Here is a 12417-nt window from a genome sequence, read left to right on the forward strand (position 1 = left end):
GTGCGGGGCGCTTTTGTCGGTGCCGCCATGCTGCGCCGCCGCGCGGCAGGAAAATCCATAAACTCAACCCTCTAGATGGCGGAATGTGTCATTTCAGCAACATGGTCGGGGCAAAGCGGGAGGCTGGCTTGTTTCGTCTGGCAATTTTTGGGGGTTGGCATGTAGATTGCGAATTCATTACCGACGATGGCGTTTGTTGGGGCGGTTTCTGCGCCAAGAATGTTGTCGGGTTAAAGTTTAGGCACAACGCGCGGATGATTGCGCAATCAGGAGGCATAATGATTACGATGCGTCGGCAACTTCTGGGTCTTGGCTTTGTCGCCGGGTCCTCTCTTCTGGCGATGAATGCGGCGCACGCGCTGAATGGCCCCACCGCGATCAATATCGATGGCGGCCCGCTCGGTTCGCTGAGCCTGAGCGGCGGCTTCGATGCCTATGGCTTCGCCGTGTCTGGCATGCCCGCCGGCGGCAATGGCAGCAACACCACCAATGTCGGCACCAATGTCGGCTCCGCCATCATCCAGCTGCAGAAGACCACCGGTGAGCTGCAGTTCAATATCGAGATCGGTTCCGTCGGCGGCAGCATCGCGCCCGGCACCGTGACCTCGCGTCCGGGCCAGACCTCGGTCAGCAATTATGTCACCGGCCCGCTTTACGAGGGCTACGTGACCTTGGCGCCGAAAGACATGCCCTTCACCATCTCCGCCGGCCAGCTGGGCTCGCTGGAAGGTTATGAGGCCTCGCTGCCCTGGTTCAACCCGTCGCAGCTCGTCACCTCGATCTTCTACGTGCAGAACTCCTCCGCGCGCGGCGTCGAGGCCAACTACACCAAGGGGCCGTTCTCCGCGACTGTCGAATATGGCGATGGCTGGGATACGGGCGTGTTCAACTTCGTGCAGGCGCTGGGCACCTACACGATCGACCCGAACAACGTGCTGAACGTGTATTATGCCGGCAATGTTGGCCGCCAGGGTCTGACCGCCAAGACCTACAGCAACACCAGCGTTGCGAGCTACGGCCCGTACTTCATGAACTCGCAGATGTTCGGCGCCTATTACAGCTTCACCGCCGGCAACCTGAACCTGGTGCCGGAAGTGCAATATGTGTACGCCCACACCAACCACCAGCTGGGCATCAACAAGACCACCGCCAATCTGGGCGCGGCCTTGTTTGGCAACTACACCTTCGGCAAGAGCCCCTACTCGCTGGGCGGCTGGGTCGAGTATGAGAACTCCCAGGGTGCGGGCAGCTGGTTTGTCGGTCCGAAGTCCGAGGGCGTCGGCTTCGCTCTGGCCCCGACCTGGCAGTACAAGGACCTCTATGCCCGCGTGAACGCCGGTGGCTTCTACCTGCTGAACAACAAGTATCAGGGCGTGTCCTACGGCTACGGCACCAGCGGCAGGGACAAGTTCCAGTTCGTTGGCACCCTCGAGGGCGGTGTGCTGTTTTAAGCCTCCCGCTTCGAACAAAAGGGAAAGGCCGGCGCTTGCGCCGGCCTTTTTGCGTTTCAGGCGAGGTTCGTTTCAGGCTGAAACCTGGTCCAGCCAGTCCTGCAGATTATAATAATTGGTGACACGGGTGATCCGGCCACCCGCCACCTCGAAAAAGGCGCCGCCGGGCAGCACATAGCTTTGGCCCTTGGCCTCCGGCAGCCCCTCGGCGGTGGTGAGATAGCGCCCATGCACGACATATTCCGCGGCCGCGCGGGTTGCCGATTTGTCGGACAGGATCTGGATATTTTCCAGGCGCTCGGCGTAGCAGCGTTGCATTTCCGCCATGAAGGCGCGGAAGGCGGGCTTGCCGGTCTGGGTTTCGGACTGGTTGATGTCGTGGCGGACATCCTCGCTCAGCAGCGCCAGCATCGCCTCCCAGTCGGCCTTGTTGAAGGCGGCGTAATAGGCTTCGATCAGCGCCTCGGTCTCGTCTCGCATCCTGTACTCCTTGTTGGCGTGCCTACAAGAGAGCGCGCAAGCGCGGCTGGCAAGCCGATCAGCCGCTGCGGCCGAAGAGTTTTTCCAGATCGGCGCGGGTGAGCTTGAGGAAGGTCGGGCGGCCATGCGAGCAGGTGGCGGCGCGCGGCGTGGCCTCCATCTCGCGCAGCAGCGCGTCGATCTCCTCGCGCTGCAGCCGCCGCCCGGCGCGGATGGAGCGATGACAGGCCAGCCGCGCCAGGGCGGCATCCAGCTTCGCCTCCAGCGCCAAGGGCGCGCCGGCCTCGGCGAATTCCTCCGCCAGATCGCGCAGCAGTCCGGCGGCGTCCGGGTCTTTCAGCGCCGCCGGCACGGCGCGGACCAGAATCGCGCCGGGGCCGAAGGGCTCGATCTCCAGCCCCAGCCGGGCCAGGGTTTCGGTCTCCCCCAGCAGCCGCGCCGCTTCCATCGCGGGCAGGTCCACCACCACCGGCACCAGCAGCGGCTGGGTGGCGATGCGGCCCTCCTGGAACTGGGCGCGCAACCTTTCCTCGGTCAGGCGTTCATGCGCGGCATGCTGATCGACGATCACCAGCGCGCCGTCCGGCGCCTGCGCCAGCACATAAGTATCGAGAATCTGCGCCAGAGGTGCCCCGAGCGGGTGTCCGGTGGCGGGCGCGGCGGGGGCGGGGGCTTGGATGTCGAAGGCCGGCCGTGCGGCGGGCGGGGCGGCCAGGGCCAGCTCCGCCTCGGCGAAGCCGCGCGCGGCGCGGCTGGGGGCCGGCGGCAGGCTGTAGCGCGGCCCGGCGGAAGGCGGCGGGCGCAGCGCCAGGCTGGGCAAAGTGGCGCTGGGCGCGGTGCCCAGGCTGACCGGCTGCGCCAAGGCGCGGTTGATGGCGCCGATCACCAGGCTGCGCACGCCATTCTGGTCGGCGAAGCGCAGCTCGGACTTGGCGGGATGCACATTCACGTCCAGCGCCTCGTCCGGCAGCTCCAGCCGCAGCGCCGCCACGGCGTGCCGCCCGGCCGGGATCACGTCCCGGTAGGCCAGGCGCAACGCCAGCTTCAGCAGCGAATCCTGCACCGGGCGGCCATTGACGACGAAGCTCTGCAATTGCGTGGTGGCGCGGTTGAGGCTGGCCGGGCCGATCAGGCCGGAGAGCTTCACCTCGTCGCGCTGCGCCTCCAGCGGCATCATGTTCGCCGCCGCCTCGCGCCCGAACAAAGCCGCGACGCGCGCGGCTTCGGGCTGGGCCGGCAGGTCGAACAGCACCCGCTCATCCGAGACCAGGCGGAATGCCACGTGCGGGGCGCAGAGGGCGAGGCGCCAGACGGTGCGCTCGGCGGCCTCCGCCTCGGCCCGGGGTGAGCGCAGGAATTTGCGCCGCGCCGGGGTGGCGTAGAACAGATCCTCGACAATGGCGCGCGTGCCCTTGAGGCCGGCGGCGGGGCGGGCGGCGGTGATCGCGCCACCGGCGACGTCGATCCGCCAGGCGCCATCCTGCCCGGCGGGGCGGCTGATCAAGGTGAGCTTCGCCGCCGCGCCGATCGAGGGCAGCGCCTCGCCGCGAAAGCCCAGCGTGGAGATTTGCACCAGCGCCTCGTCCTGCAGCTTGGAGGTGGCGTGGCGTTCGATGGCGAGCGGCAGCTCCTCCGCCGGAATGCCGCAGCCATCGTCGATGATCTCGATCCGCTCGATGCCGCCGCCGGCGAGGATGACCTCGATGCGCGTTGATCCGGCATCCAGCGCGTTTTCCACCAGCTCCTTCACCGCGGCGGCGGGGCGTTCGATGACCTCGCCGGCGGCGATGCGGTTGATGGTGGTTTCGGCGAGGCGGCGGATGGGCATGGGGCCTGATAGCATGAATGCGCGAGTCCGGCGCCTCGCGGCTTCACGAAAACCCCCCTCCCTGTAATAATGATGCCTCGACCCGGAAAGGAGCCGCCGATGAACATCCTCGTCTTCCAGCATGTCGCCTCGGAGCATCCTGGCAGTTTCCGTGAGGTGATGGCGGCGCGCGGCTGTAGGATGCAGGCGGTGGAGCTGGATGAGGGCGAGGCGATTCCCGCTGATCTCGCGGGCTTCGACGCGTTGCTGGTGATGGGCGGGCCGCAGGATGTCTGGGAGACCGATCAATTCCCCTGGCTGATCGAGGAAAAGGCGGTGATCCGCGACTGGGTGCGCGCCGGGCGGCCTTACCTTGGCATGTGCCTGGGGCACCAGCTGCTAGCCGAGGCGCTGGGCGGCGCGGTGGGGCGGATGGCGGTGCCGGAGGTGGGGATGAGCCGGGTCGAGACCCGGCCGGACCCGATTTTCGCCGGCCTGCCGCCGCTCTGGCCCTGCATGCAATGGCATGGGGCGGAGGTGACGCGGCTGCCGGAGGGGGCGGTGGCGCTGGCCACCTCGCCGGGCTGCGCCATCCAGGCGCAGCGCTATGGGAATGCCGCTTATGGGCTGCAATTCCATCTGGAGCTGACCCACAGCACCACCGCGGAATGGGGCAGCCTGCCGGAATATAAGGCAGCGCTTGAACGGGTTCGCGGCCCGGGCGGGCTGGCGGCGATGGTCGCGGAGGTGGATGCGCAATTTTCTGAGCTGCATGCGGCGGCGCAGATCGTCTTCGGCAATTTTCTGGACATCGCCGAACAGGCGTTTCTGAATGGCGACGAGCAGGCCTCTCGGGATAGCGCCGCGCGGGCGCTGGCGGGGCGGTGAGGCGCGCGGGATGGGCCGTGCTGGTGGCGATGCTGGGGCTGGCCGGCCCGGCCTGCGCGGCACCGGCGATCGCCAGCGCCGGGGCGATCGCCGGGCCGGAGGATCCTTACGCGGTGCCGCCGCAGAGCCGCTTCGCGCGCGGCGGCGGCTCCGGCCCGCTGGTGATCCGCTATCGCGGCGGCAAAACCGTGCAGGTGCAGCTGGATCTCGACGAGCAGGGCCAGCAGCTGGCGTTCAGCCAGATCCGCATCGCGCCCAACCGGCACAGCATCGGCTGGCTGGCCTCCTATGGCTGCGGGCGGGCGCAACCTTGCCCGCTGGCGCTGGTGGTCTGGCATGAGGGGCGGCCGGTGCTGCGGTTTGTGGCGCATCATGGGGTGATCGAGAGCTGGCAGTTTCTCGCCGGCGGCCGCCAGGTGGCGGTGCAGACGCGCCAGCCGGATGGCGACACACGCTATTGGCTGCTGGCCACCGCCTCGGGCCTCGCCATCGCCGATTGGCAGCCCGCTAGCGGCGCCCGCCGCCCGGCCTGGCTGGCCTTCTTCACCCGCGCCCATCCGCCTTAAGCGCGCGGCGCGGAATTTGCATCGCTGCCGCCAACAACGCCGCGAAAGGAGCCGGAATGTCGCTGTATTTCGAGCATACGAAACAGACCGCCGCCGCCCTGGCGCAGAGCCTGCGCGAGCGCCAGATCAAGCAGCTGCGCTTCGAGCTGCCGGACCTGGCCGGGCTTTCGCGGGGCAAGACGGTGCCGATTGCGCATGTGGAATCCTATGCGCGGGACGGGCTCAACCTCTATGGCGGCACGGTGACGCTGGATAGCGCCTCCAACCCGATCGCCGGGACGGGCTATAACGAGGATATCAATTTCGCCGATTGCCTGATGGTGCCGGATCCGGACACGGTCAGCGATGTGCCCTGGATCCCCCATACCGCGCGGGTGATCTGCGATACCAAATGGTATGACGGCACCCCGCAATATGCGGCTCCGCGCACCGTCTTGAAAACCATGCTGCAAAAAGCCGCCGAGATGGGATTCGGCGTGAAGATGGGGCATGAGTTCGAGTTCTATGTGGTCGATCTGCAAACCCGGCAGCCGCTTTATACAGGCAATCCGATTTTCGTGACCGCGATCACCCATCGCCACCCGGCGCTGGAGGGGCTGATGCGGGTGTTGGCGGAAAGCGGCGTCGACATGATCACCGCCAATGGCGAATTCGGGCCGGGGCAGTGGGAGCTGAATTTCGCCGCGCTCGATGGCATCGCGGCGGCTGATAGGGCGTTCGTGTTCAAGAACACGGTGAAGGAATATCTGCGCGGCCAAGGGCTGCTGGCCACCTTCATGACCAAGCCTTATGCGCATCTTTCAGGCTCCTGCTCGCATTTTCACCTCTCGCTGTTTGATCTGAAGAGCGGGGAGAATCTGTTTCTGGACAAGGCGGACCCGGATGGGATGAGCGCTTTGATGAAGAGCTTCACCCAGGGCATTCTCGACCATGCGCCGGCGGCGCAGGCGATCTGGAATCCGACGCCGAATTGTTATCGCCGCATCCGGCCAGGAACCTTCGCGCCCTCCAATATTTCCTGGGGGTGGAGGATCGCTCAGCCTCGGTGCGGATCAAGGCGTCGAAGGATAAGAGGCAGCATCTGGAGGTGCGGGTGCCATCGGCTTTGTCCAACCCGTATCTGACTGCGGCGGCGAGCCTGGCGGCGGGGCTGCTCGGGGTGCAGAGCGGAGCGGTGCTGGCGCCGGAGCGCAAGGGGTTGAAGGAGGCGGATGGATCTTTGGCCAAGCTGCCGACGGAGATTCATGAATCGCTGGCGGCGTTGCGGGCGGATGCGGCGTTGAGCGAGATGCTGGGCGCGGAATTTGTGAAAATTTACACCATTGTGAAGACGGCCGAGATCAACCGTCTGCGCGATGAAATCCCGGCGGCCGAGACGGCGGAGTATTTCGATCTTTATTAGAGCCTGAGCCGATCTTGGCGATATCCGTGGCGCTTGCGGAAATCCCGCTTAAAGGCGCCAGATTTTCAGATGCGCCTTGCCATGCGCGCGCTCGGCCAGAGGCTCGGCAATCTCCAGCGTCTCGCCCGGCCCCATCTCGGCGACGATGATCGCCCCCGGCGCGATCCAGCCTTTTGCCGTTAGCGCCGCCAGGGCCGGGGAGATCAGCGCCTCGCCATAAGGCGGGTCGAGGAACACCAGGTCGTGCGGGTTGCCGGCGGGCGGGTGCAGCGCGTCGGCGGTGAAGAGTTTCGCGCTCTCCACTTTCAACCCCGCGATATTGGCGCGCAGGGCGGCACCGGCCTCGCGGGAGTGTTCGATGAAGCTGGCACTGGCCGCCCCGCGCGAGAGCGCTTCCAGCCCGTAAGCGCCGGTGCCGGCGAAGACGTCCAGCACCTTCGCCTCTTGCAGATCGCACCAGGGGGCGTGGGCGAGAATGTCGAACACCGCCTGGCGGGCGCGGATATTGGTGGGGCGGGTTTCGCGGCCCTCGGGGGCGGCGAGCACGCGGCCCCTCCAGCGCCCGGCGATGATGCGCGGGCCGGTCATTTCGTCCCCCTCATTTCGCCAGACCCGGAACCTGCTCGCGCAGGATCTTGCCCGGCACTTCCTCGGCCGCGCCGCGCGGCAGCTGGCCGAGCTGGAAGGGGCCGTAGGCGACGCGGATCAGGCGTGTCACCGGCAATTCCAGCGCCTGCATCACCCGGCGGATTTCGCGATTCTTGCCTTCGCGCAGGCTCATCGAGAGCCAGGTATTGGAGCGCTGCTGGCTGTCGATGGCGGCTTCGATCGGGCCGTATTTCACCCGCTCCACCACCATGCCGTCGGCCAGGCGCTTGAGCTTGTCAGGCGAGACACCGCCATGCACGCGCACCCGGTAGCGGCGCAGCCAGCCGGTGGCGGGCAGCTCCAGCTGGCGGGAGAGGGCGCCGTCATTGGTGAGCAGCAGCAGCCCCTCGGAGGTAAGATCCAGCCGGCCAATGGAGATCAGCCGTGGCAGGCCTTGCGGCAGGCGCTCGAACACGGTCGGGCGGCCTTCGGGGTCTTTATGGGTGGTCACCAGACCGTCCGGCTTGTGGTAGCGGAACAGCCTTGTGCGCTCGGGCTCGCTCACCGGCTTGCCGTCCACCAGCACCATGTCGCCGGGCTTCACGAAGGTGGCGGGCTGGGTGACGGGCTCGTTATTCATCCGCACCCGGCCGGCTTCGATCATCGCCTCGGCATCACGCCTACTGGCCACCCCGGCGCGGGAGAGGAATTTGGCGATGCGCTCGCCGCGCGCTTCGTCTTCGGGGGCGTGGTCGCTTCGGTCATTGGCAGGCCTCGATAAAGGCGCGGTAGAGGGCGGCATCGCCCGCATCCACGAGATATTCCGGGTGCCATTGCACCCCGATGCAGAATTTCTGGGACGGGTCCTCGATGCCTTCGATCACCCCGTCCGGGGCGATGGCGTTCACCACGCCGCGTCCGGCGGATTTCACCGCCTGGTGGTGGGAGGTATTCACCTGCATCACCGGTCCCGTGATGCTGAACAGCTTGGTGCCGGCGAGGATCTCGACCTTATGGCCGGGCTCGTAATGGCTGGTTGTCTGCTCATGCGCCAGCGCGCCGGGAATCGCGTCCGGGATATGCTGGTGCAGCGTGCCGCCGAGGGCGACGGCGAGCAGCTGCTGCCCGCCGCAAATGCCCAGCACCGGCATGTTGCGGGCCATGGCGCCGCGCAGGAAGGCCAGCTCGGCGGTGGTGCGATCCGCCTTCAGCTCTACCGTTTCGTGGGTCTCGGTGTCGCCATAGAGGGCGGGGTCGACATCGAAGGCGCCACCGGTGACGATCAGCCCGTCCAGCCGGTCCAGATAATCCTCCGCCAGGCCCGGATCGTGCGGCAGCGCCACCGCCAGCCCGCCATGGGCGGCCAGGGCGTGGGTATAATTCTGGCGCAGCGCGTACCAGGGATATTTGGACCAGCCGCCGGCGGGTTCCGCATCCAGGGTCAGGCCGATCAAGGGGCGTTTCTTCATGGCGCTAACTAGACCTTCCGAGGCTGTTCAGGCAAATCCGACGCCATGACCACCCCGATGCAACTGGCGCTGGAGCAAGCGCGGCAGGCCGCCGCCGAAGGCGAGGTGCCGGTGGGCGCGGTGGTGACCGACGCGCAAGGGCAAGTGCTGGCCCTGGCGCGCAATGCGGTGGAGGCGGGGCAGAACCCGCTTTTGCACGCTGAGTATCTGGCGCTGACAGCCGCGCGCGCGGCGCGCGGGGGCAAATATCTGGCCGATTGCACGCTGAGCGTCACACTTGAGCCTTGCGCCTTCTGTGCCGGGGCCATCGCGGCGCTGCGCGTCGGCAAGCTGGTGTTCGGGGCCTATGATCCCAAGACCGGGCGGTGGAGCATGGGCCGCGTCTGTTCACCCAGCCGACGACGCACCATAAGCCGGAAGTGATTGGCGGGGTGCGCGAGCAGGACTGCGCGGCGCTGCTGACGGATTTTTTCCAGGCGAAGCGCGATGCCTGATTTGAGCCATGAGACGCGCATCGGTGGCCGGGTGGCGGGGCTGGATGAGGTTGGGCGCGGGCCGCTGGCCGGGCCGGTGCTGGCCGCCGCCGTGGTGCTGCCGCCCGTGCTGCCCGCCGGGCTGGCGGCGATGCTGGATGATTCCAAGAAGCTGAGTGCCAGGAAGCGCGCGGCGGCCTTGATCGCCCTGCGGGCCTCGGGGGCGGACATCGGCGTCGGCGCGGCGTCAGTGAAGGAGATCGAGCGGCTGAATATCCTGCACGCCTCGTTTCTGGCGATGCGCCGGGCGGTGGCGGCGCTGCCTTTGGCGCCAGAGCATCTGCTGGTGGACGGCAACAAAGCGCCGGGCACCGCGCTGCCTTGCACGCTGCTGGTGGGGGGCGATGGAATTTCGCTCTCCATCGCCGCCGCCTCGATCGTCGCCAAGGAGATCCGCGACCGGCTGATGCGCCAGCTGGATGCGCGCTACCCGCATTATGGCTGGGCGAAGAATGCCGGTTATGCGGCGGCGATCCATCGCGCGGCGATCATCGCGCATGGGCCGACGCCGCATCACCGCATCGGCTTCGGGCCGCTGTTGCAGCGCGCCCTCTGGGCAGAGGCGGATATCTCGCTCTAGACTGGCCGAGCCGCCCCGGTTGTCCCCTGCGTCTCCCTCTGGAAAAGGCCCAAACCCTTGCCCTCCTTGCCGCGCTCTCCCTTCGCCATCGCCCTGCTGCTGACCGCCTTGGGTGGGCTGCCCTTTCTGGCTGGAACCGGGCTGGCACTTCTGTTTCCGCGCTTCGCGGCGCCCGGCACGGCGGCGGTGATCGCCTATGGCGCCGTGATCCTGTCCTTTTTAGGGGCGGTGCATTGGGGGGCGCTGGTGGGCGGCGCGGCGCCGCGGCCTGAGGCGACAAAATGGGCGGGGCGGATTTTAACGCTGGGCGTGCTGCCCTCGCTGGTCGGCTGGCTGGCCCTGCTGGTGCTGCTGCTGGGGCAGGCGCCGCGCGCGGCCTTGTTGCTGCTGGCCCTGGGATTCGTCGCCACCTTGCTGGGCGAGGCGCTGGGGTGGCGCGCCGGGCTCATCGCGGGGCGCTATCTCGCCCTGCGATGCGCGATTTCCACGCTGGTTGTGGTCTTGCTGCTGGCCTTGTGGCAGGGGCAGCCGGCCGTCTAGATTTTATTTAGGCGTTCAATTTGAACGCTTGATGCTCCAAGTTTTGTTTTAGCGAGCAATTTCATGTGTTTATCTTGACGCTGGCGCGTCAACCCAAACACATATTCCTCTAAGGCCCGCCGGCTACTTGCCGAGCGCGCTGCCGGCGACCGGCTGCTGCATCAGCGCATCCGCGCTGGGGGCCTGCGGGCTGGGGAGTTTTTGCACTTTCGGCTGATATTGCGGCGGCAGGAAGCCGACCAGCCAGGTCGCACCCTGATAGGCAATGGGCAGAGAGCGGGCATCGACGATCGGCTTTGGCCATTCAGTCGAGGGCTCGGCCATGCCCAGTGCGATATAGGCGATGAACAGGATGATGGCGCCGCGCGCGATGCCGAAGACGATGCCGAGCGAATGGTCCAACCCCGAAAGCGGCGATTCGCGCACCAGCCCGCCGATCAGCCCGCTGACCAGGCTGAGCACGATCAGCACCACCAGGAACACCGCCGCCATGGCGCCATAGATGGCGAAATGCTGCAGCCCCTTGGGCAGCAGCGAGGCGATGTAAGGCTGCACCGGCGCATAGAATTTCAGGCAGGCGAGCAACGCGCCGAGCCAGGCGCCAACCCCCAGCACCTCGCGCACGAAGCCACGGACCATCGAGAACAGGGCGGACAGCGCCACAACCCCCAGCACCACCGCATCGACCCAGGTCATTCAGCCTCCTTGCGTTTCGCGCCGGGCTTCTGGCCGGTGGCGATGATGCCAACTAGGTCCGTCAGATGCCCGATTTCAATCAGGGAAAGTGTTTTGGGCACGCTGAGCTTGGCGGCGCCGCCGGCCACGCGCTTAGGGCCAGCCGCACGGGCGAAGCCGAGCTTCGCGGCCTCCTTCAGCCGCAGCTCGGTCTGCGCCACCTGGCGCAGCTCGCCGGAGAGGCCGATTTCGCCGCAGAACACCATTTCCGGGTCGGTCGGCACGTCGGACGCGGCGGAGATCAACGCCGCCGCCACCGCGAGATCGGCGGCGGGCTCGTTGACCCGCAAGCCGCCGGCGACGTTGAGATAGACATCGTTCATCGAAAGCTTCAGCCCGCAGCGCGTCTCCAGCACCGCCAGCAGCATCGAGAGCCGGCCGGAATCCCAGCCAATGACCGAGCGCCGGGGCGAGCCGCCAGGGTTGGGCGAGAGCAGGCACTGGATTTCCACCAACACTGGGCGCGAGCCCTCCAGCCCGGCCAGCACCGCGCTGCCCGCGACATTGCCGCGCCGCTCCGCCAGGAACAAAGCGGAGGGGTTGGCGACCTCGGAGAGGCCGCGCCCGGTCATCTCGAACACGCCGATCTCGTCCGTGGCGCCGAAGCGGTTTTTCATGCCGCGCAGGATGCGGAACTGGTGGCCGCGATCGCCTTCGAAATGCAGCACGACATCGACCATATGCTCGACCACGCGCGGCCCGGCGAGGGAGCCTTCCTTGGTCACATGGCCGACAAGGAGCAGGGAGAAGCCTTGGGTTTTGGCGGCGCGGATCAGCTCGAAGGCGCTGGCGCGGACCTGGGTGACGGAGCCCGGCGCGGAATCGATCCCCTCCGCCCACATGGTCTGGATGGAATCGATCACCACCAAAGCCGCATCGGGATATTGGCTGAGGCTGGCGAGGATATCGCCAAGCTGGGTGGCGGCGGCGAGGCGCAGTGGCGCGTCGGAGAGGCCCAGGCGCAAGGCGCGCAGGCGGATCTGGTCGATCGATTCCTCGCCGGAGATATAGAGCACCTCCTGCCCGGCGCGGCCCAGGGCGGCACTGGCCTGCAGCAGCAAGGTGGATTTGCCGATGCCGGGATCACCGCCAACCAACACCACGGAGGCGGGGACAAGGCCGCCGCCGAGAACACGGTCGAACTCGGCGATGGTGGTGGGGATGCGCGGCGGCGGTGGGGAGATGCCTTCCAGTCCGACGAACTCGATCTTGCTGCCAGCGCGTCGGGCGCCATCCTTGATGCCGCCGGGCAGCGCCTTGGGGGCGGCCTGTTCCTCCAGCGTGTTCCATTCGCCGCAGGCCTCGCAGCGCCCGGCCCATTTCGGAAACACCGCCCCGCAGGCGGTGCAGGCGAAAATTTTAGCTTGCTTGGCCAAAA

The 12417-nt window shown here is 67.1% G+C and carries 12 protein-coding genes and 2 pseudogenes; 7 read left to right on the forward strand and 7 right to left on the reverse strand.

Annotated features, from left to right (window positions below; all coding sequences use genetic code 11):
* The first annotated feature begins 278 nt into the window (after window positions 1-278).
* Entirely contained in the window at window positions 279-1451 is a 1173-nt protein-coding gene (locus tag GT370_RS17245) for a hypothetical protein (RefSeq protein ID WP_039885396.1), read from the forward strand.
* A 72-nt stretch (window positions 1452-1523) separates the two neighbouring features.
* On the opposite strand, the gene GT370_RS17250 is transcribed toward GT370_RS17245, so the two are convergent.
* Together GT370_RS17250 and mutL are read right to left on the reverse strand one after the other, a co-directional pair.
* Window positions 1524-1931: a ketosteroid isomerase-related protein gene (locus tag GT370_RS17250; RefSeq protein ID WP_008495103.1), complete on the reverse strand. Its 408-nt coding sequence runs from the start codon at window positions 1929-1931 to the stop codon at window positions 1524-1526.
* 58 nt (window positions 1932-1989) lie between these two features.
* A complete protein-coding gene (mutL, locus tag GT370_RS17255) occupies window positions 1990-3759 on the reverse strand; it encodes a DNA mismatch repair endonuclease MutL (protein ID WP_270183445.1) in 1770 nt (589 codons plus the stop codon).
* A 99-nt stretch (window positions 3760-3858) separates the two neighbouring features.
* On the opposite strand from mutL, the gene GT370_RS17260 reads away from it, so the two are divergent.
* The 3 genes and pseudogenes from GT370_RS17260 (at window position 3859) to GT370_RS17270 (ending at window position 6594) form a co-directional block, all read left to right on the forward strand.
* On the forward strand, window positions 3859-4626 hold the full coding sequence (locus GT370_RS17260) for a type 1 glutamine amidotransferase (RefSeq protein WP_270183446.1): 768 nt from the start codon (window positions 3859-3861) through the stop codon (window positions 4624-4626).
* A complete protein-coding gene (locus GT370_RS17265; protein ID WP_270183447.1) occupies window positions 4623-5192 on the forward strand; it encodes a hypothetical protein in 570 nt (189 codons plus the stop codon). Before GT370_RS17260 ends, GT370_RS17265 begins: the two co-directional genes overlap by 4 nt.
* Before the next feature lie 464 nt (window positions 5193-5656).
* Window positions 5657-6594 (forward strand): annotated as a pseudogene (locus tag GT370_RS17270) (hypothetical protein).
* Between the two features lie 48 nt (window positions 6595-6642).
* Here the strand turns inward: GT370_RS17270 and rsmD are convergent.
* From rsmD to GT370_RS17285, 3 genes are read right to left on the reverse strand one after another with little or no spacing between them, the layout of a single operon-like run.
* Window positions 6643-7182 carry a 16S rRNA (guanine(966)-N(2))-methyltransferase RsmD gene (gene rsmD, locus GT370_RS17275; protein WP_008495109.1) on the reverse strand — a complete coding sequence of 180 codons (540 nt, stop codon included), beginning with the start codon at window positions 7180-7182 and terminating at the stop codon, window positions 6643-6645.
* Window positions 7183-7192: 10 nt separating this feature from the next.
* Window positions 7193-7984 carry a pseudouridine synthase gene (locus tag GT370_RS17280; protein ID WP_270183448.1) on the reverse strand — a complete coding sequence of 264 codons (792 nt, stop codon included), beginning with the start codon at window positions 7982-7984 and terminating at the stop codon, window positions 7193-7195.
* Window positions 7944-8651: a gamma-glutamyl-gamma-aminobutyrate hydrolase family protein gene (locus GT370_RS17285; protein ID WP_008495111.1), complete on the reverse strand. Its 708-nt coding sequence runs from the start codon at window positions 8649-8651 to the stop codon at window positions 7944-7946. Before GT370_RS17285 ends, GT370_RS17280 begins: the two co-directional genes overlap by 41 nt.
* A gap of 45 nt (window positions 8652-8696) precedes the next feature.
* Here GT370_RS17285 and GT370_RS17290 point away from each other — a divergent pair.
* From GT370_RS17290 to GT370_RS17300, 3 genes and pseudogenes are all read left to right on the forward strand, one after another.
* A pseudogene (locus GT370_RS17290) lies at window positions 8697-9145 on the forward strand (nucleoside deaminase).
* Window positions 9138-9764 (forward strand): ribonuclease HII, encoded by a 627-nt coding sequence (locus GT370_RS17295; protein ID WP_008495113.1) that lies wholly within the window; start codon window positions 9138-9140, stop codon window positions 9762-9764. Before GT370_RS17290 ends, GT370_RS17295 begins: the two are co-directional and overlap by 8 nt.
* A gap of 57 nt (window positions 9765-9821) precedes the next feature.
* The gene (locus GT370_RS17300) at window positions 9822-10304 is read left to right on the forward strand and encodes a DUF3429 domain-containing protein (protein ID WP_008495115.1); all 483 of its coding nucleotides are present in this window, start codon (window positions 9822-9824) and stop codon (window positions 10302-10304) included.
* Between the two features lie 123 nt (window positions 10305-10427).
* Here the strand turns inward: GT370_RS17300 and GT370_RS17305 are convergent, their stop codons facing one another.
* Together GT370_RS17305 and radA are read right to left on the reverse strand one after the other, a co-directional pair.
* Window positions 10428-11000, reverse strand: a complete 573-nt coding sequence (locus GT370_RS17305) for a CvpA family protein (RefSeq protein WP_008495116.1) — start codon at window positions 10998-11000, stop codon at window positions 10428-10430.
* A complete protein-coding gene (radA, locus tag GT370_RS17310; protein ID WP_008495117.1) occupies window positions 10997-12415 on the reverse strand; it encodes a DNA repair protein RadA in 1419 nt (472 codons plus the stop codon). The genes GT370_RS17305 and radA overlap by 4 nt, the downstream gene beginning before the upstream one ends.
* Window positions 12416-12417 lie beyond the last annotated feature (2 nt).

This window comes from Acidocella sp. MX-AZ03, assembly GCF_027626035.1.
Classification (GTDB): domain Bacteria; phylum Pseudomonadota; class Alphaproteobacteria; order Acetobacterales; family Acetobacteraceae; genus Acidocella; species Acidocella facilis.

Coding starts and splice junctions, on each gene's coding strand:
- GT370_RS17280 (WP_270183448.1), bottom strand. CDS start 7,984: ATGCCGCCCTCTACCGCGCCTTTATCGAGGCCTGCCAATGACCGAAGC.
- mutL (WP_270183445.1), bottom strand. CDS start 3,759: ATGCCCATCCGCCGCCTCGCCGAAACCACCATCAACCGCATCGCCGCC.
- GT370_RS17305 (WP_008495116.1), bottom strand. CDS start 11,000: ATGACCTGGGTCGATGCGGTGGTGCTGGGGGTTGTGGCGCTGTCCGCC.
- GT370_RS17295 (WP_008495113.1), top strand. CDS start 9,138: ATGCCTGATTTGAGCCATGAGACGCGCATCGGTGGCCGGGTGGCGGGG.
- GT370_RS17250 (WP_008495103.1), bottom strand. CDS start 1,931: ATGCGAGACGAGACCGAGGCGCTGATCGAAGCCTATTACGCCGCCTTC.
- rsmD (WP_008495109.1), bottom strand. CDS start 7,182: ATGACCGGCCCGCGCATCATCGCCGGGCGCTGGAGGGGCCGCGTGCTC.
- GT370_RS17245 (WP_039885396.1), top strand. CDS start 279: ATGATTACGATGCGTCGGCAACTTCTGGGTCTTGGCTTTGTCGCCGGG.
- GT370_RS17260 (WP_270183446.1), top strand. CDS start 3,859: ATGAACATCCTCGTCTTCCAGCATGTCGCCTCGGAGCATCCTGGCAGT.
- GT370_RS17285 (WP_008495111.1), bottom strand. CDS start 8,651: ATGAAGAAACGCCCCTTGATCGGCCTGACCCTGGATGCGGAACCCGCC.